This is a genomic window from Pseudoalteromonas sp. SR43-2 (genome assembly GCF_014163885.1).
GTDB classification, from domain to species: Bacteria; Pseudomonadota; Gammaproteobacteria; order Enterobacterales; family Alteromonadaceae; genus Pseudoalteromonas; species Pseudoalteromonas distincta.
Genome location: NZ_JACJED010000026.1, coordinates 17,362 through 34,463, shown reverse-complemented (window position 1 = coordinate 34,463; position 17,102 = coordinate 17,362). Strand labels below are relative to the sequence as shown.

Genomic DNA, 17,102 nt, shown 5'->3' with positions numbered 1-17,102 from the left:
ATTTAGGGTCTTTTACCGCAGTGTCTGCAAAACAAATGGCTGTTATGCTCATTTAACTGCGTTTTAATGGCCTTATTAGCTTCAAGTTTACTCAAGCCTAGCTTATGGCGTAGCTCTTCTAGGTGTACTTGTTGGGTGTCATTAAGTGTGCCATCTTGAATTGACTCGTGCACAGCGTCTTCAAAAAACTGACGGCGTTTACGTATTTGTTCTGAAAAACTAGACGCCAGTAAACCGGTAGGTATTGCAACCATTCCCATGCTCAGTAGTGTAATAACCCCGCCGAAAAACTTACCCAATGGCGTTATAGGTACTACATCGCCATAACCAACGGTTGTTAGTGTTGCCATTGCCCACCACATAGCCGCAGGAATAGAGCCAAATTTATCGGGTTGTATGTCGTGCTCAATTAAGTAAATTCCGCATGAAGCTAAAATAAGCACGACGGCCATAATAAAAAAAGCAGCCATTAATGAACTACCTTCATCGTTAAAGGCTTTTAAAAGTAGCTGCATGGCGCGTGAGTAGCGAGTGAGTTTAAATACCCTTAATAGTCGGAGCACGCGTAAAAAACGTAAATCGAGAGGGAATAAAAACATCATTAAGCTTGGTAAAATCGCAATTAAATCAACAATTGCCAAAGGAGAGAAAAAATAGCTAAGCCGACGTTTGGTATGAGACCCTTCCATTGCTGCATATTGTGTTTTATCTACGCAAGCCCAAAGCCTGGCTAAGTACTCAATAGCAAAAATAGCGACCGAGACAATTTCTAAAACTAAGAATTCGTTGTAATACTGCTCTGCCACACTTGGGATTGACTCAATAACAATGGCTACAACGTTAATCATTATTAAGCTAATGAGTGCAATATCAAGAATATGTCCCGCTCGATGGTACTGACCTGTACCTTCAAACAGGCAAGCCATTTTTTGGCGTAAAGTTTGCGGTTCATTCATTATTTAAGTTTAAGTACCATGTTAATACTGCCTTCTTCAAAGTCGCGACTAATTTTAAAACCTAGCTTACGGGCAAGTTCAATCATCCCTGTATTCTCTGGTAAGGTTATGCCTTCAATCGACTCTACACCTTGGCGTTTGCAGTGATTAATTGCAGCGCTCATTAGTATACGACCAAGCCCTAAGCCTTGGCAGTCTGAGCGTACTACAATAGCAAACTCAGCATGTAGGTTATCGGGGTCCATAATGACGCGAGACACACCCAGTGTACGGGTTTTACCTTCAAAGCGTTGGCACACAATAAACGCCATTTCACGGTCGTAATCAATTTGCGTCATTTTAGCGAGTTGATCGTGGTTAAATTGTGGTAGTTCGCCAAAAAAGCGTTTATATCTGTCTTCTTTGTTAAGTGACTCGTCAAATACTTTATGAGCTTGTTCATCTTCCGGTTTTATCGGTCTGAGCGTAGCTTGAGTGTTATTTTTAAGTGTTACCACTTCAACAAGGTCAATAGGGTAAGGACGAATAGATAAGCGCTTACGATTGCTCTGAGCTTGATAGCGGTTAAGTGTCATAGTGGCATCGAGCACTAAAAACTGCCCATTGCTGGCAAGTATAGGATTTAGTTCCATTGAGCTTATATCGGGTTGATCAATAACTAACTGAGAAATACGCGTTAGCAGTGCACATAAACGATACTTATCAACTTTTTCGGGGAGTATGCGCTCCTTTAATACGCCTTTGTCGTGCGCTGCAGCAATTAAATACTTTGCCAAGTTCATATTCAGTGGAGGTAGAGCAACGGCGGCTTGTGCATATTCAAGGCCAGTGCCTGCTTCACCTAATAATATAACAGGGCCAAAATTAGGCTCGGTTTTAATAGCAATTCGCAGCTCATTAGCGCCTGCTCGCGGCGCCATTTTTTGTAATGAAAACCCTTCAATAACAGCATCCGGATAAGTGTTTTTAATACGGATAAGCATCGCAAAAGCAGTTTGTTCAACCTCGTTGGCGTCGTTTAAGTTAAGTACCACACCACCTACTTCAGACTTCGAAGCAATACTTGGGCTAATAAGTTTCAGCGCGACCGGAAAACCAAGCTCAATGGCTTGCTCTTTGGCTTCTGTTGGGGTGTAAGCGACCTCAGTTTGAATGCATTTAATACCATAGTGATTTAATACTTGGCTTGCCTGATGGGTAGGTAAGTAGCTTTGTCCATCATCTAAAAACTCATTAATAAGGGTTCTAGCTGCCACCTTATTTATTTTAGCGTCATCAGTGTTCGACTCAGGTGTTTGCGTTAAATGCTTTTGGTTACGACGATACGTTACCAAGTGCATAAATGCGCCAACAGCCCCTTCAGGCGTACGATAAGTGGGTATTGCGTTGTTTGAGCACACTTTTCTGGCAGCGTAAGATGCGTCTTCACCCATAAAGTTAGTTATAACGTAAGGGCGTGCCATTTTAGGTAATGTTTGTAAGGTTTCTACAATAATGTTGGCGTAGTCTTCGCTGGGCGCAAGCGCTGAGGGAGTATGGATAATCAGTAAGTTTTTAACTTCTTTTGCGTGCAGTAAAATTTCTAATGCTTGCTTATAACGCGCAGGTGCTGAGTCGCCAAAAATATCCACAGGGTTTGAGGTGGTTTCTGATTGCGGAATAACTTTATTTAGCGCATTTCGGGTTTCAATGCTTAGTTCTGCTAATTTACCGGAGCTTTGAATAAGCTCATCAACAGCCATAACACCCGGGCCGCCACCATTAGTTAAAATTGTCAGTTGTTCTACTTTTAATAATTTTGGATGCATGGCGAGTGTTTGTGTCGCTGCAAATAGCTCTCGTAAATCATTTACACGCAGCATACCCGCTCGTTGAAATAACGCATCGTAAACAGCGTCAGAGCTTTGCTTTCCGCCGGTGTGAATTTCGGCTGCAAGTGCGCCTGCAGTTGTTTTACCTGTTTTAATCGCAATTACAGGTTTACTAAAGGCCGCGGCTCTTGCTGCTGATATAAAGCCACGAATATCTTCAATGTTATCTATGTAGAGTAAAATAGCTTTTGTTTTAGCATCACGACCTAAAAAGTCGAGTAGCTCATTGAAGTTTATATCAAGGCAATCGCCTACTGATACAAAATATGAAAAGCCAATTTCTTTGTTTTTAGCCCAATCTAAAATGGTTGAGCATACTGCTGCTGATTGCGATACAAATGCTATTTTACCTGGGCTTGCCACGGTATGTGAAAAGCTCGCATTTAACCCAATATGAGGGATCAGCAAGCCTAAGCAATTGGGTCCAAGCAAAGTAACTTGCTTGGCTTGAGCGCATGCTTTAAGCGCGCTTTTTTGCTCCCCAGACAGCCCATCGGCAATAACAATAGCTGTTTTACAGCCAAGCTCTCCAAGCTGCTCAATAATATCAATTAAGGTGTTTTTGTTAGTACAAATAACAGCAAGGTCAGGTACTTTTGGTAAGTCAGCAATAGAGGGGTAAGCAAGTACGCCATGTACTGCGCTATGGCTTGGAGTAACAGGCATTATCGGCCCTTTAAAACCGCCCTGAAGTAAGTTGCGCATAACCACAAAACCAGCCCGAGTTGATATGTTAGAGGCGCCAATAATGGCCACTGAGCTTGGGTTAAAAAATTGGGTTATACGCTTAAGGCTCATGGTTTTTCCTAGGCTGATTAAATTTTGCGTTATTTATTGTCTCAATGTACCCTGTTTACTGTGTTATTTCGAGCGTCTCGATGCTTATTATTGATATCAATCAAGGAGATTATTGTGAATAAAAACCCCGGTTTTTACATTGTTATAGCGGCTATTTGTTTAAGTATAGGCTTAATTAGCTTAGGGTTTATTTTAAAAAGTACCGCTTTGAGTGTGAAAGGGATGGAACGTACTGTGCAGGTTAAGGGATTGGCCGAGCGAGAAGTAATAGCCGATACGGTAATTTGGCCTCTGCAATTTAGTGATGCCGACAATAACCTTGAAAAATTAGTAAGCCGAGTTGAGAAAAAAAATGATGCGGTAACTGCTTTTTTAAAACTCCATGGTTTTGACGACGATGAAATAACAATAGGTAGCCAGTCAGTTATTGATAAGCAAGCACGTGAATACAGTAATGAAAATCAACAATTTAGATACATAGTGCGCTCAAATATTATTGTTTATTCTGCTGCGCCAGATAAAGTGCAAAACGCGCTGAGTAAAGTAAGCCAGCTTGCTAAACAAGATATCGCAATAGTGCAAGATAGCTACGAAACAAAAGTTGAATACATCTTTACTGGCCTCAATGACGTAAAGCCTGCGATGGTGCAAGAAGCAACTGAAAAAGCGCGTGAAGTCGCTAATAAATTTGCTAAAGACTCTAATTCAAAATTAGGCAAAATAAAAACAGCTCGCCAAGGGCAATTTAGTATCAGTAATCGAGATTCAAACACACCGCAAATAAAAAATATAAGAGTGGTAACCAGTGTTGAATATTACTTAAATGACTAGGAAATAATATGTCAGAGTCTAAATATGGTCAGTTTGTGCTGGCGCCCCGTTCGTATTTTTTTACTGCTATAGCGAGCGTAGTATTTGCGTTTATAGGCTTTAGTTATAATGCATGGCGGATGGAGGCAAGTGAAGATAACAACAATACACGCATTGCTAGCTTTCAAATTTTACAAGAACTAGCCGAGCTTGAGCTTATTGTATTTGCAGCACATTACGATAATAACAAAATAGATGGCAGCCCCAGAAAAGGCTGGGTCAAAGTTAACTTAATTCATGACTTAAGCTACTTAGCCGTTGATAAAGCACATTTAAAAACAAAAGACTTACAAAAGGTCTGGCAAACAAATTGGCCAAATATGGTTGATCACGAAAGTGCTGCGCAATCTATTACACATGCCATAGACAGTGTGCGTACAGAAGTTGTGAGTGAATTAAAGCGCCTTGATTAAGTGAGCAACTTGCGCCGTTGAGCGTTGCAAGTAAGCGGCGCTCAGTAAAATTGTGGTCTCGTTAACTTTTTGCCCTTTTATTACGTTGGCAAGCTGTTGTTTTGCGTTAGGGTTTTGTTTTTGCTCTATTTCCATTAATGCTAACAAAGCTGAAAATTCATGCTTTACCGGTGTGCTAGGTTTATTTGCATAGGCTATGTAGCAGGCAACCGGTGTTAAGCCATGAGAGTTGGGCTGCGCCAGCGCTTTAGCTAACTCATCATTTGATTCAAACAACATCAAAGAGCGCACATAGTTAAATGGCAGCTTTGTCGCATCGGCATGCTTAAACACATTGTGCAGTACGTTATTTCCTTGTGTATCTTGTACTAAAAAGCCTTTATTTACTTTCAGCGCTGGGGTAAAAAAGCTCAATGCGTCAATATTAGTGAGTTGATTAATAAATGGAGAAGGCGCTGTGTTAGAGCTTAATATCCGCGTTGCTATGTTTTGCATAAAGTCATACTTAACACTCAATCGTTGGGCGCTGTCATATAAATGGTTAAGCTGCAAAGTTTGCTGAGCAGGGCTTAACTGCTTAAAGTCGTTATCGAGCTCATTTAACTGTTGCTTTGAAATACGCGCATTAAGTAGTTGTATGCTTAAATCCATTATTATTTCCAAAAATCTTTTTTACTACTATAAAACAAAAAAGGCCGCAAATGCGACCTTTCATATTTAAAGCAATTGTTTAAATTGGTTTTAAGCTTTTTTGCTTGCTACCCATTCATTAACAAAGTTCTCTAGTACATTTAGTGGTACAGGACCATTTTTAAGTACTACGTCGTGGAACTGGCGAATATCAAACTTATCACCCAGTTGCTTTTTAGCGTCTTCACGAAGCTCTAAAATCTTAAGCATACCCACTTTATAAGCCGTTGCTTGTGAAGGCATTACAATGTGACGCTCAACCATTTTAACACCGTCAGATGTTGCATTAGGCGTGTTATTTACGTAGTAATCAATACCTTCTTGACGAGTCCACTTCATCGCGTGAATACCCGTATCAACCACTAGACGACATGCGCGCCATAGCTCCATTGAAAGACGACCAAAATCTGAGTAAGGGTCTGAGTACATGCCCATTTCTTTAGGAATGAACTCTGAGTATAAACCCCAACCTTCAATATACGCTGTGTAACCACCAAATTTACGGAACTTAGGAACGCCTTCTAGTTCTTGCGAAATAGCGATTTGCATGTGGTGACCCGGAATACCTTCGTGGTAAGCAAGTGCTTCCATTTGATATGTTGGCATAGCTTCCATGTCATAAAGGTTAGCGTAGTAAATACCTGGGCGTGAACCATCTGGAGCTGGCTGTTGGTAAAATGCCTTGCCCGCTGCTTTTTCACGGAATGCTTCAACTGCTTTTACTTTTAAATCAGCTTTTGGTTTAACAATGAATAACTCATCTAAGCGTGTTTTCATTGTATCAATAAGTCCAGTGGCTTCATCAAGGTAGCGTTGCTTACCTTGTGCATCATTAGGGTAGTAAAATTGTTTGTCAGTTTTCATAAACTGCATAAACGCTTTTAAGTCGCCTTTAAAGCCTACTTTATCTTTAATTTCACGCATTTCATCATGAATACGTGTCACTTCAGATAAACCAATTGCATGAATTTCTTTAGCCGTTAAATCTGTTGTTGTAGTGCGCTTAAGTGCGTTGTTATAAAACGCTTCGCCATCTGGTAATTTCCATGCGCCATCGCGATCATCAGCACGTTTCTCAAGCTGCGCTAGGTAATTAATTAGCTTAGAGTAAGATGGTTTAACAGCCGATTTTAATGCATCTGATGCATCGCTGATTAACGAGTCTTTTTCGTCTTGGCTAATTTCAAGCGCTGTTACTTTGCGTTTAAAGTCAGCAAGCAATGTAGAATCATCGCCTTTTTCAAACGGTGCACCGTGAATAATGTTTTTGCTTGAATCAATAACATGCGGGAATACAAATTTAGGGGCTATGATGCCTTTTTCTGCACGTACAGTTAAATCAACGATAAGCTGATCAATAACACCAGTTACACCATTTAGGCGTGAAATGTAGTCTTTAGCTTCTTTTACATTACTAATTGAGTGCTGATTAATTAAAAACGCAGGGATCATAGAATGCGTACCAAACATCTGGTTCACAGGGTAATTATGGTAGCGCCATTTAAAGTCAGCAATTGAGCTTTCAAGATCCTGTTTTTTTAAGTCGTAGCTAACTTTTGTTGCATCATCTAATAGATCACGATTAATTGCTTTTAATGCAACTAGGTCAGCTTTTGTTTGTGCTAAATCTTTAAGCTTTCTTTCTTCGCTGCCATCGTCCCATTTATCGTAATCTTGCTTAACCCCCATGTATGTTTGATATACAGGGCTGCTCATTACATCGCGGTTAAATGTATCTTCAAAAAATGCATTGGCTTTGTCTATTTCACTTTGTTGTGATTGAACTGCTTGTGCAATAGGGGCTGAAGTAGATTGTTGTGTTGTTTGCTGGCAACCAGCAAGTAGTGCAACGCTTACTGCGGCCGCAATAAAAGTGAGTTTACGCATTGTTTTCCCTTTTGTTGTTAGAAACCCAGTAGGGTGATTTATATTTATTAGTTTTATATTGTTGTGCAGTGCCTTAGCGCTACACAAACAATTCTAGCAGGTCATTTAAAAAGCGATGACCTTTTAAGGTTACCTGCCAATGGCTGTCTGTTTGAGTCAATAAACCTTTATTTATTGCTTGGTTTAATGCACTTTGCTGACTTTGCAGCGGCAGTGTTGTTAGTTTATTAAAATCATTAATTGGGCAAGGCTCAACAAGGCGAAAGCGATTCATAAAAAATTCAAACGCTAAATCGTCTTGCTCTACATGCCAGCTTTTATACATATACGGTTTAATTAAATCCATATAGCCGCGTGGATGTTTAACCTTTTCGGTACGCGTTATAAGCCCTGTATTTGCATCAGTAACCTTACCATGTGCGCCGCAGCCAATACCGAGATAATCGCCAAAACGCCAATAATTTAAGTTATGTTGGCATTGATAGCCCGGTTTTGCATAGCCCGATATTTCGTATTGCACGTAACCTGCTTGCGCGAGTAACTCAACCCCTTGCTCTTGAATGTCCCACAGTGTTTCATCTTGTGGCAAGGTGGGGGGTTTTGAAGCAAACTGAGTATTGGGTTCAATAGTTAGTTGATACCAAGATATATGCGGTGGATCGAGCGCTATTATTTGTTTTAAATCACTCAGTGCATCATCAAGTGTTTGCCCAGGTAAGCCATGCATTAAATCAAGGTTAAAGCTATTTAAACCGGCTTCCTTAGCTTGTTGCGCTGCATAGTTTGCCTCGTCGCTGCCATGAATCCGACCAAGTGCTTTTAACTTGTCGTTTTGCATGCTTTGCACGCCAATAGAAATACGGTTAATGCCTGCTTTTACGTAATCTTTAAAGCGACCTGTTTCTACTGTACCAGGGTTGGCTTCAAGGGTTATTTCGCAGTGTTCTTCAAGCCCAATTAGGTTGTCGACTTCATTTAATAAACGGGTATAAGCTGCACCAGTTAATAGGCTCGGAGTGCCGCCACCAATAAAAATGCTATGAATTTTACGTCCTTGCACTAAGTGCAAATCTGCTTTTAAGTCATCAATTAAGTGTTGAACATATTCAGCTTCAGGTATTTCACCTTTTTGTCCGTGGCTATTAAAATCGCAGTACGGGCATTTTTGCACGCACCAAGGCACGTGCACATATAAGCTCAGTGGTGGAAGGTTCACAGGCCGCCTTTTTGCTGTAGTTCTAGTAATAATTTTTTCAGCGCTTGTCCGCGATGACTCACTGCATTTTTTTGCTCTTTTGTAAGCTCAGCACTCGTACAATTTTTCTCTGCTACAAAAAACACAGGATCGTAACCAAATCCACCATTGCCATTTTGAGTGAGCGTAATTTCGCCCTCCCAACTAGCACTACAAATAAGCGGAGTAGGGTCGTCTGCGTGGCGCATTAACACCAGTACACACCAAAAGCGTGCACTGCGAATAGGGTTATCACCTAAATCTACAAGTAACTTATCAATGTTATCTTGATCGCTGGCACCTGGGCCTGCAAAACGGGCTGAGTAAACACCGGGCGCGCCATTTAAGCCATCAACTTCTAAACCTGAGTCATCGGCAATAGCAGGCATACCAGTAATTTTAGCGGCATGGCGCGCTTTAATAATGGCATTTTCAACAAAGGTAGTGCCGGTTTCGGCAACTTCACCTACGTTAAAATCGCTCTGTGGAACTACATTAATATTCAGAGAGCTTAGCATGTTAGCTAGCTCTTTTACTTTGCCAGGGTTACCTGTAGCAAGTACTAAAGTTTTGGTCATGTTATTAATCTACGTAAAATTTTTGCTGAAACTGTAATTTTTGAAATTGATTATTTTGTTGTATCTCAATCTCAAAGCGTAAAATCTCTTCGTTGGTGTAATCAACTTGGGCAAGGTAATAAATTGACTCACCTTCTTTTACTTCTTTAAAAGTAAGTGTTTGTTTGTTGCCAAGTAGGTTTTTAGCTGTGCCTGTAAGCTTTGCCGTTTGTGCTGTTTTATCGGCATCATTTTTTAATATAGAAATGTTTACAACCCCTTTGTAGCCACTGCGCTCAAGGTTGTATGCTTTTGCTATTTTTGGCTGAATAAAAGTAGAAGGAAAGGCGATGTAATGGACTTGCCAAGGGCCAAGCTCCTTGTATTGTGCGCCCTGCATTTCTTCGCTTTGCGCGTTAAATGCAAATGCTAAACAAGCAATAAAACAAAACTTAATTAAACGGTTCATTATGTATTCCTCAAAACATATAAAAAAGAGGCCTTTGGGCCTCTAATTAAAAAATCCATATTAGACTAAAAAATCCATAAGCAGCATTTGCAAAAACTGAATACCAATAATAAGCACTAAAACTGATAAATCTAAGCCACCCATTGATGGCAATATTTTACGAATTGGTTTTAGCATTGGTTCAGTAAGCTGGTGGAAAACCGCTTCTATAGGGTTATAGCCTTGGCTAACCCAACTTAAAATAGCGCGAATAATAAGTACCCAAAATACTAAATTAAGGCCTTCTTTTAGTACCGTTATAAGTGCTTGAATAAGCACAGGCTGTATTGCCCACGCATTATATATAACAAGCATTAAAGTACTAATTTTGGCTACAGCCACTATAAATGCCAGCAACAGAGATGCTAGATCAAGTCCGCCAAACCCCGGAATGATTTTACGCAGTGGTTTTACCGCAAACGAAGTGGCTTTAACCACAAACTGGCTCATTGGATTGTAAAAGTCGGCTTTTGCCCACTGCAGCCAAAAGCGCAGTAATACCACCATTAAAAACAAATCAAACAGGGTACTGATTAAAAATTGCATGGCATTCATAGTGTAACCTTCAATAAAAAGTGGTTTTAAAGTTCTTTTTCCATCTGCTCTGCACGCGCAATACACGCATCCATTGCATCGCCAACGGTTTTAGTTAAGCCTTCATCTTTTAAGTGCTCAACAGCTGCGTGAGTAGTACCGCCTTTAGATGTTACGTTTGAACGTAGTTGCGAAATAGTAATATCAGGCTGGCTAAGTGCCATTTCGGCGGCGCCAAGGGCTGTTTGTTGTACTAGGCGACGAGCGTCTTCATCGTTAAAGCCCAGCGCTTTAGCTTTTTTTTCTATGGCTTCCATAAATAAGAAAAAGTAAGCAGGCGATGAGCCGGTCACAGCAATAATATCGTTAATTTGTGACTCTTTTTCCACCCATACAACAATGCCCGTGCATTCAAAAACTTGTTGTACAAATTCGTGTTCGCTTGGTGTTTCGCCCGCACCATATAAACCTGATACTCCGCGACCTAATAAAGATGGCGTGTTTGGCATACAACGTACCATTTTAACGTCTTGGCCTAGCATTTCACGTAAACGTTTTACAGTTAAGCCCGCAGCAACAGAAATAAACAGTTTATCGCTAAAATCTACGCCCGACTCTTGAAACGATTTACATAAATCGCCCATCATTTGTGGTTTAACAGACAAAACAATTACATCAGCATCGCGCAGGGCTTTGTTATTGTCACTGGTGGTTTGCACCTTGAAATCAAATGCTACCTTTTCAAGCTTTTCTTGGTTGCGGTTAGTCGCAATTATGTTACTTGCGTTAAAGCCGTTTTTTACCATGCCACCAATAATGGCGTAGCTCATATTACCTGTGCCTATAAATGCGATTTTTTTATCTGACATAAATCTGTTATCACCTTTTAAGTTCGTGTTCCAAAAATGTCTGTGCCGATCCTTACCATGGTTGAGCCTGCGCTAATGGCAGCTTCAACATCGTTACTCATACCCATCGACAAAGTATCTACTTGAGGATATTGGGTCTTTAGTTTATCAAAGCAAGTTTGTAATTGCTCAAAAGATTGAATTTGCGTATCCAGTCTGTCGCTTTTAGCGGGAATTGCCATTAAACCTCGAAGTGTTAAGTGCTCACATTGGTTAATAAAATTGGCAAGTTCATCTATTTCATCACGGCGGCAACCTGACTTTGCTTCCTCATTACTTATATTTACTTGAATAAGTATATTAAGAGGTGGTTTATCGTCTGGGCGCTGGGAATCTAATCGCTTTGCTATTTTTATGCGATCAACACTTTGCACCCAATCAAAGTTAGCAGCTACTAATGCACTTTTATTTGATTGAATAGGGCCAATGAAATGCCAAATGATGTCGCTATATGACTGTAGTTGAGCTATTTTATCTATAGCCTCTTGAACATAAGATTCACCAAATTCGCGCTGACCATGCTCATAAGCTGCAATAATATCTTCGCTTGGTTTAGTTTTAGACACTGCTAGTAGAGTAACTTCGTTAGTGTTTCGCTGTGTGTTTTTTGCCGCGTCTGCAATTCTAGCGTAGGCGGATGTGAGTCGTTCTGCTATTGTAACCATATATTTATCAGTTAGTTGTGGAGTCATAAATGGATATTACCGAATTATTAGCGTTTAGTGTGCAACACAAAGCATCCGATTTACATTTATCGTCGGGTGTTTCACCTATGATACGCGTAGACGGTGATGTTCGCCGCATTAATATACCAGCCCTTGCAGACAAAGACGTAAACAGTCTGGTTTACGATATTATGAACGATAATCAACGCAAGGACTACGAACAAAACCTCGAAGTGGATTTTTCGTTTGAAGTGCCTAATTTAGCACGTTTTCGTGTGAATGCGTTTAACTCTAATCGCGGGCCTGCTGCGGTATTTCGTACCATACCAAGTGAAGTGTTAACGCTTGATGATTTAGGTGCGCCAGATATTTTTAAAACAATCTCTGATACCCCACGTGGACTCGTGTTAGTAACAGGGCCAACGGGTTCTGGTAAATCAACAACACTTGCCGCTATGGTCGATTATATAAATCAAAATAAACATCACCATATTCTAACAATAGAAGATCCAATCGAGTTTGTTCACGATAATAAATTAAGTTTAATTAACCAACGTGAAGTTCACCGCGATACACATAGCTTTTCAAACGCGCTACGTAGTGCATTGCGTGAAGACCCTGATGTAATACTTGTGGGTGAGTTACGAGATTTAGAAACAATTCGTCTTGCAATGACCGCTGCCGAAACGGGTCACTTAGTGTTTGGCACGCTACATACAACATCTGCACCAAAAACTATTGACCGTATTATTGATGTATTCCCAGGTGAAGAAAAAGCCATGGTGCGCTCAATGTTATCTGAATCTTTACGTGCGGTAATTTCACAAACGCTGCTTAAAAAAATTGGTGGTGGGCGAGTTGCAGCACACGAAATTATGATTGCAGTTCCTGCTATTCGTAACTTAATTCGTGAAGATAAAATTGCACAAATGTATTCGTCTATTCAAACCGGTGCGTCTGTGGGCATGCAAACAATGGATCAGTGTTTAACTAATTTAGTTAATCACGGTATTGTTACAAATGCGGCAGCGAAAGAAAAAGCGCAAGACAAAACACAATTTGGTGGGTAAGAAATTATTATGGCTTTATCTTTAAACGACTTTTTACTCATAATGATTGAGAAAAAGGGTTCTGACCTATTTGTATCGAGTCAGTTACCTGTAAGTGCAAAAATAAACGGCGAGCTAATAGCTCTCAGTGACGATAGACTGACTGATGAGCAATCGCTTGAGTTAGTAGAATCTGCAATGAGCGAAAAGCAAAAAGCAGAGTTTCATACAACGAAAGAATGTAACTTTGCGATTGCTACCGACGAAGGGCGTTTTCGTATTTCTGCTTTTTGGCAGCGCGATAGAGCAGGTATGGTTATTCGCCGTATTGTGACGCAAATTCCTGATGTGAGTGATTTAGGTCTGCCGTCTACACTGACAGATGTAATTATGTCTAAACGCGGTCTTGTCTTATTTGTAGGTGGTACAGGTACGGGTAAATCGACCTCACTAGCTGCACTTATTGGTTATCGAAACCGTAATCAACGAGGTCATATACTGACCATTGAAGATCCGATTGAGTTCGTTCATGAGCATCGTAAAAGTATTATTACTCAGCGCGAAGTAGGGCTTGATACAGAAAGCTTTGAGTCGGCACTTAAAAGCTCATTACGCCAAGCTCCAGATGTTATTTTGATTGGTGAAATTCGATCGCAAGAAACCATGGAATACGCCCTAAGCTTTGCTGAAACCGGGCACCTATGTGTTGCGACACTACATGCTAATAATGCGAACCAAGCGATTGACCGTATTATGCATTTAGTACCAAAAGAAAAACACGATAAGCTTAAGTACGACTTAGCACTTAACTTACGCGCCATTGTTGCTCAGCAACTAGTGCCGACTGCTGATGGTGAAAGCCGTGTTGCAGCTATTGAAATATTGCTTAACTCACCAATGGTCGCTGAGCTGATTAAAAATGGTGATATTGGCGGAATTAAAGAGGCAATGGCTAAGTCGAAAGAAATGGGCATGCAAACCTTTGACCAAGCGTTATTTGAGTTGTACAGACAGCAGCGAATTAACTACGCTGATGCACTGCACCATGCTGACTCGCCAAATGATTTACGCTTAATGATAAAACTGCGCAATAACGAACAACAAGGTGCGGGCTTTTTACAGGGCGTTACTATTGATGGCCTTGATGATAAAAATAGCGATCAATAATTTAAAAGTAATCAATAAAAAAGCGCCAATTGGCGCTTTTTTTATTTGTATAAAGGGTTGTTTATATAGCCAGCTTATTCACCGTAACTAGATTCAAAAAAGCTTTCTAAAATAATAACCGCAGACATATTATCTACGTTACCTTTACCTAAGTTTTTATAGCCGCCACTTTCAAAAAGTCGCGCTTTAGCGTCCGCTGTCGTTAAGCGCTCATCCTGTGTTTGCACAGGAATGCCATAATGATTATGCAATCTGTTGGCAAACTTTTTTGCTTTAAAGGTAACCTCTTGTGATGTTCCATCCATATTTAGTGGTAAACCAACAACCATTAAGTCAGGCTGCCACTCGGCTACTTGTACGGCGATATGGTCCCAATTAGGAATACCATCTTGTGCTTTTACAGCCTTAAGGCTAGACGCACTGCCGGTTAACTCTTGCCCAATAGCAATACCAATACTTTTGGTGCCAAAGTCAAAGCCCATTACAGTGCGTTCGCCTTGCGGCTTAAGCGATTTTTTTGTCATGTGTATCTTGTTTAAGTTTGCTAAGGGTTAGTTACTATTATGCGTGACCAGCTTCAGGGCTGAGTTGGCTAATATCAAAGCCCAACATTGAAACTGCTTTTTCCCATCGTTTTTCAACGGGGGTATCAAAAATGATCTTCGGATCGGCTTCTATGATCAACCAGCTGTTATCAAGTAACTCTTGTTCGAGTTGTCCTTGCTCCCACCCTGAATAACCAAGTGTAATAATAAACTGCTCTGGTGCTTGTGCAGTGGTTAAGTTTGCTAAAACGTCTTTTGAGGTAGTGATCATAATATCGCTACTGAGTTTCTGACTTGCTGAATAACCCGATTGGGGAGAGTGCAGTACAAAACCACGGTCAGTTTTAACGGGCCCACCTGCAAACACACTTACTTTTGCTGCGTTTTGCGTTTTGTCGTTATCAATTTCTATTTTATCTAAAAGTTCGCCAACAGTAACATCAATAGGTTGGTTTATTACCAAGCCCATAGCCCCATCTTCATTGTGCTCACAAATATAGGTAACAGCACGTTTAAAAAAAGGGTCTTGCATTGACGGCATCGCGATTAAAAAATGATTTTCTAATGACTGCATAGATTTCACCCTTTTTAGTTAATGAACTTTGAGTATGGCATAGTTATTTAAATTGACATAAAAAGCTCATTAATTGCATGAAAGGCTTAAACTAATGGGCTTTTTATTGTGGTAATTACTTACCTAATTTACGCTCAATTGCATCAAATAAAATACCTGTGATAGAAATATCATAAGCAGCTTCAATTTCGCGTACGCACGTTGGTGCAGTTACGTTAATTTCAGTTAATTTATCGCCAATAATATCTAAACCTACAAATATTAAGCCTTTTTCTTTGAGCGTTGGTGCAACAGCTTGCGCTATTTTTAAATCTGATTCGCTAAGTGGACGGGCTTCACCTCGACCGCCTGCAGCCAAATTACCGCGTGTTTCACCATTTTGCGGTATACGCGCTAAACAATATGGAATAACTTCGCCATCAACTACTAGTACGCGCTTATCGCCTTGTTTGATCTCTGGAATGTAATTTTGCACCATTGCGAAGCGGCTGCCGTGCTCGGTTAACGTTTCACAAATTACACCAATGTTGGCATCGTCTTCTCTAATGCGAAAAATCGATGCGCCACCCATGCCATCAAGCGGTTTTAAAATAATGTCTTTATGCTGTGCTAAAAATTCACGAATTTGTTTTTGGCTACGTGTAACAAGTGTGTCTGGCGTATGTTCGCTAAACCATGCTGTAAATAGCTTTTCGTTAGCATCGCGAAGGCTTTGTGGCTTGTTAATTATTAACGTACCTTCTTGTTCAGCACGCTCTAAAATATACGTCGCGTAAATGTATTCAGTATCAAAAGGAGGGTCTTTGCGCATTAAAATTACGTCAAGATCGGCAAGGGCTATAGTGGCTTTTTCTTCAAGCTCATACCATTTTTCTGCATTATTAAACACTTGCGCTTTAGACGCTGTAGCGTACGACTTACCTTTACGAAGAGATAAATCGTCCATCTCCATATAATAAATTTCGTAGCCACGTTCTTGCGCTTGCATCATCATTGCAAAACCGGTGTCTTTTTTGATGTTAAATCCACTAATAGGATCTGAAATAATACCTAACTTAATTGCCATGCGCTGTGCCTTACTATAAATGTTACTGTTTATATGAGGGTGCTTTTAGTTATTTCAATTAGCTAAATCGCCAAATTGAAGTTGTAATGCACTTAAGACCGTTAAAGCAGCTGTTTCCGTTCGTAAAACGCGCGGGCCTAAGCGAATATCTACAAATTCTAGTTGTTTGGTTAGTGCCATTTCATCGTCGGTAAAGCCACCTTCGGGGCCTACTAAAAAGCGTACGCCATCTTTAGGTACCGTAATGGTTTTAATGCTGTGCTCAGCACGAGGGTGAAGAGTGAGCTTAATTGCATCGGTTTGTTGTGCAAGCCATTGTTTTAAATCTATAGGTGGGTGAATAATTGGCACAAAATTACGCCCTGACTGCTCAGCCGCAGCAATTGCAATTTTTTGCCATTGTTGGTGTTTTTTCTCAAGACGATCGCCCATTAGTTTCACACCACAGCGTTGACTAAAAATAGGGGTGATTTCGGTAATACCTAGTTCAACTGACTTTTGAATTGTAAAATCCATTTTATCACCACGGGATACACACTGACCTAAATGAATTTTAAGTGGAGATTCTACATCGTGAGGGTTAAGTTCTAATGGCATTACGACGACTGTTTTTTTTGTTACCTCAATTATTTCACTAAGGTATTCGCCACCTTCGCCATTAAAAATAGATACATGCTCGCCTACTTTCATGCGCAGCACTCTGCCAATATGCCCTGCAGCATCGTCATCTAAAGTTACAGGGGTGTTTAGGGCAATACTCGATGTTTGATAAATATGAGGAACTCGCATAGGGCGTCACTTACTACATAG

Annotated in this window: 18 protein-coding genes; 4 read left to right on the top strand and 14 right to left on the bottom strand. The window is 40.4% G+C overall.

Going from position 1 to position 17,102, the window contains the following annotated elements:
• Positions 1–2 precede the first annotated feature (2 nt).
• Both H5120_RS18195 and H5120_RS18190 read right to left on the bottom strand, forming a co-directional pair.
• On the bottom strand, positions 3–956 hold the full coding sequence (locus H5120_RS18195; protein WP_182675688.1) for an ion transporter: 954 nt from the start codon (positions 954–956) through the stop codon (positions 3–5).
• Positions 956–3,625, bottom strand: coding sequence for a bifunctional acetate--CoA ligase family protein/GNAT family N-acetyltransferase (locus tag H5120_RS18190; protein ID WP_182671394.1), 2,670 nt, complete (start codon positions 3,623–3,625; stop codon positions 956–958). Before H5120_RS18190 ends, H5120_RS18195 begins: the two co-directional genes overlap by 1 nt.
• A 114-nt stretch (positions 3,626–3,739) precedes the next feature.
• Between H5120_RS18190 and H5120_RS18185 the strand changes: the two genes are divergently transcribed.
• Complete coding sequence (locus H5120_RS18185) at positions 3,740–4,456, top strand: SIMPL domain-containing protein (protein ID WP_182671393.1); 717 nt, start codon at positions 3,740–3,742, stop codon at positions 4,454–4,456.
• Between the two features lie 8 nt (positions 4,457–4,464).
• Complete coding sequence (locus H5120_RS18180) at positions 4,465–4,908, top strand: hypothetical protein (RefSeq protein ID WP_182671392.1); 444 nt, start codon at positions 4,465–4,467, stop codon at positions 4,906–4,908.
• Here the strand turns inward: H5120_RS18180 and H5120_RS18175 are convergent.
• From H5120_RS18175 to H5120_RS18140, 8 genes are all read right to left on the bottom strand, one after another.
• Positions 4,891–5,559 carry a hypothetical protein gene (locus H5120_RS18175; RefSeq protein ID WP_002962577.1) on the bottom strand — a complete coding sequence of 223 codons (669 nt, stop codon included), beginning with the start codon at positions 5,557–5,559 and terminating at the stop codon, positions 4,891–4,893. The two genes, H5120_RS18180 and H5120_RS18175, sit on opposite strands and share 18 nt — an antisense overlap.
• A 90-nt stretch (positions 5,560–5,649) precedes the next feature.
• On the bottom strand, positions 5,650–7,485 hold the full coding sequence (locus tag H5120_RS18170) for a DUF885 family protein (protein WP_182675687.1): 1,836 nt from the start codon (positions 7,483–7,485) through the stop codon (positions 5,650–5,652).
• A gap of 79 nt (positions 7,486–7,564) precedes the next feature.
• Positions 7,565–8,701: a radical SAM family heme chaperone HemW gene (hemW, locus tag H5120_RS18165; RefSeq protein WP_002962575.1), complete on the bottom strand. Its 1,137-nt coding sequence runs from the start codon at positions 8,699–8,701 to the stop codon at positions 7,565–7,567.
• On the bottom strand, positions 8,698–9,297 hold the full coding sequence (locus H5120_RS18160; protein ID WP_182675686.1) for an XTP/dITP diphosphatase: 600 nt from the start codon (positions 9,295–9,297) through the stop codon (positions 8,698–8,700). The genes hemW and H5120_RS18160 overlap by 4 nt, the downstream gene beginning before the upstream one ends.
• 4 nt (positions 9,298–9,301) lie before the next feature.
• Entirely contained in the window at positions 9,302–9,745 is a 444-nt protein-coding gene (locus H5120_RS18155; protein ID WP_165723835.1) for a DUF4426 domain-containing protein, read from the bottom strand.
• Between the two features lie 60 nt (positions 9,746–9,805).
• Complete coding sequence (locus tag H5120_RS18150) at positions 9,806–10,339, bottom strand: YggT family protein (RefSeq protein ID WP_002962568.1); 534 nt, start codon at positions 10,337–10,339, stop codon at positions 9,806–9,808.
• Positions 10,340–10,365: 26 nt separating this feature from the next.
• Positions 10,366–11,187: a pyrroline-5-carboxylate reductase gene (proC, locus tag H5120_RS18145; protein WP_182675685.1), complete on the bottom strand. Its 822-nt coding sequence runs from the start codon at positions 11,185–11,187 to the stop codon at positions 10,366–10,368.
• A 17-nt stretch (positions 11,188–11,204) separates the two neighbouring features.
• The gene (locus H5120_RS18140; RefSeq protein WP_182671387.1) at positions 11,205–11,918 is read right to left on the bottom strand and encodes a YggS family pyridoxal phosphate-dependent enzyme; all 714 of its coding nucleotides are present in this window, start codon (positions 11,916–11,918) and stop codon (positions 11,205–11,207) included.
• A gap of 2 nt (positions 11,919–11,920) precedes the next feature.
• Here H5120_RS18140 and H5120_RS18135 point away from each other — a divergent pair, with 2 nt between their 5' ends.
• A complete protein-coding gene (locus tag H5120_RS18135) occupies positions 11,921–12,961 on the top strand; it encodes a type IV pilus twitching motility protein PilT (RefSeq protein WP_039488318.1) in 1,041 nt (346 codons plus the stop codon).
• Positions 12,962–12,970: 9 nt separating this feature from the next.
• Entirely contained in the window at positions 12,971–14,107 is a 1,137-nt protein-coding gene (locus H5120_RS18130) for a PilT/PilU family type 4a pilus ATPase (protein ID WP_002961946.1), read from the top strand.
• Positions 14,108–14,181: 74 nt separating this feature from the next.
• Here H5120_RS18130 and ruvX read toward each other — a convergent pair whose 3' ends face one another.
• From ruvX to rsmE, 4 genes are all read right to left on the bottom strand, one after another.
• On the bottom strand, positions 14,182–14,631 hold the full coding sequence (gene ruvX, locus H5120_RS18125; RefSeq protein ID WP_002961947.1) for a Holliday junction resolvase RuvX: 450 nt from the start codon (positions 14,629–14,631) through the stop codon (positions 14,182–14,184).
• A 37-nt stretch (positions 14,632–14,668) separates the two neighbouring features.
• The gene (locus H5120_RS18120) at positions 14,669–15,226 is read right to left on the bottom strand and encodes a YqgE/AlgH family protein (RefSeq protein ID WP_002961948.1); all 558 of its coding nucleotides are present in this window, start codon (positions 15,224–15,226) and stop codon (positions 14,669–14,671) included.
• A 115-nt stretch (positions 15,227–15,341) separates the two neighbouring features.
• Positions 15,342–16,292, bottom strand: coding sequence for a glutathione synthase (gshB, locus tag H5120_RS18115; RefSeq protein WP_154903711.1), 951 nt, complete (start codon positions 16,290–16,292; stop codon positions 15,342–15,344).
• A 54-nt stretch (positions 16,293–16,346) separates the two neighbouring features.
• On the bottom strand, positions 16,347–17,081 hold the full coding sequence (gene rsmE, locus H5120_RS18110) for a 16S rRNA (uracil(1498)-N(3))-methyltransferase (RefSeq protein WP_002961950.1): 735 nt from the start codon (positions 17,079–17,081) through the stop codon (positions 16,347–16,349).
• Positions 17,082–17,102 lie beyond the last annotated feature (21 nt).

Excerpts from the sequence above, each read along its gene's own strand:
- H5120_RS18195 (WP_182675688.1), bottom strand. The coding sequence starts at position 956 with ATGAATGAACCGCAAACTTTACGCCAAAAAATGGCTTGCCTGTTTGAA.
- H5120_RS18130 (WP_002961946.1), top strand. The coding sequence starts at position 12,971 with ATGGCTTTATCTTTAAACGACTTTTTACTCATAATGATTGAGAAAAAG.
- ruvX (WP_002961947.1), bottom strand. The coding sequence starts at position 14,631 with ATGACAAAAAAATCGCTTAAGCCGCAAGGCGAACGCACTGTAATGGGC.
- H5120_RS18160 (WP_182675686.1), bottom strand. The coding sequence starts at position 9,297 with ATGACCAAAACTTTAGTACTTGCTACAGGTAACCCTGGCAAAGTAAAA.
- H5120_RS18135 (WP_039488318.1), top strand. The coding sequence starts at position 11,921 with ATGGATATTACCGAATTATTAGCGTTTAGTGTGCAACACAAAGCATCC.
- rsmE (WP_002961950.1), bottom strand. The coding sequence starts at position 17,081 with ATGCGAGTTCCTCATATTTATCAAACATCGAGTATTGCCCTAAACACC.
- H5120_RS18175 (WP_002962577.1), bottom strand. The coding sequence starts at position 5,559 with ATGGATTTAAGCATACAACTACTTAATGCGCGTATTTCAAAGCAACAG.
- proC (WP_182675685.1), bottom strand. The coding sequence starts at position 11,187 with ATGTCAGATAAAAAAATCGCATTTATAGGCACAGGTAATATGAGCTAC.
- H5120_RS18170 (WP_182675687.1), bottom strand. The coding sequence starts at position 7,485 with ATGCGTAAACTCACTTTTATTGCGGCCGCAGTAAGCGTTGCACTACTT.
- H5120_RS18140 (WP_182671387.1), bottom strand. The coding sequence starts at position 11,918 with ATGACTCCACAACTAACTGATAAATATATGGTTACAATAGCAGAACGA.
- H5120_RS18190 (WP_182671394.1), bottom strand. The coding sequence starts at position 3,625 with ATGAGCCTTAAGCGTATAACCCAATTTTTTAACCCAAGCTCAGTGGCC.
- H5120_RS18150 (WP_002962568.1), bottom strand. The coding sequence starts at position 10,339 with ATGAATGCCATGCAATTTTTAATCAGTACCCTGTTTGATTTGTTTTTA.
- H5120_RS18155 (WP_165723835.1), bottom strand. The coding sequence starts at position 9,745 with ATGAACCGTTTAATTAAGTTTTGTTTTATTGCTTGTTTAGCATTTGCA.
- gshB (WP_154903711.1), bottom strand. The coding sequence starts at position 16,292 with ATGGCAATTAAGTTAGGTATTATTTCAGATCCTATTAGTGGATTTAAC.
- H5120_RS18120 (WP_002961948.1), bottom strand. The coding sequence starts at position 15,226 with ATGCAGTCATTAGAAAATCATTTTTTAATCGCGATGCCGTCAATGCAA.
- H5120_RS18180 (WP_182671392.1), top strand. The coding sequence starts at position 4,465 with ATGTCAGAGTCTAAATATGGTCAGTTTGTGCTGGCGCCCCGTTCGTAT.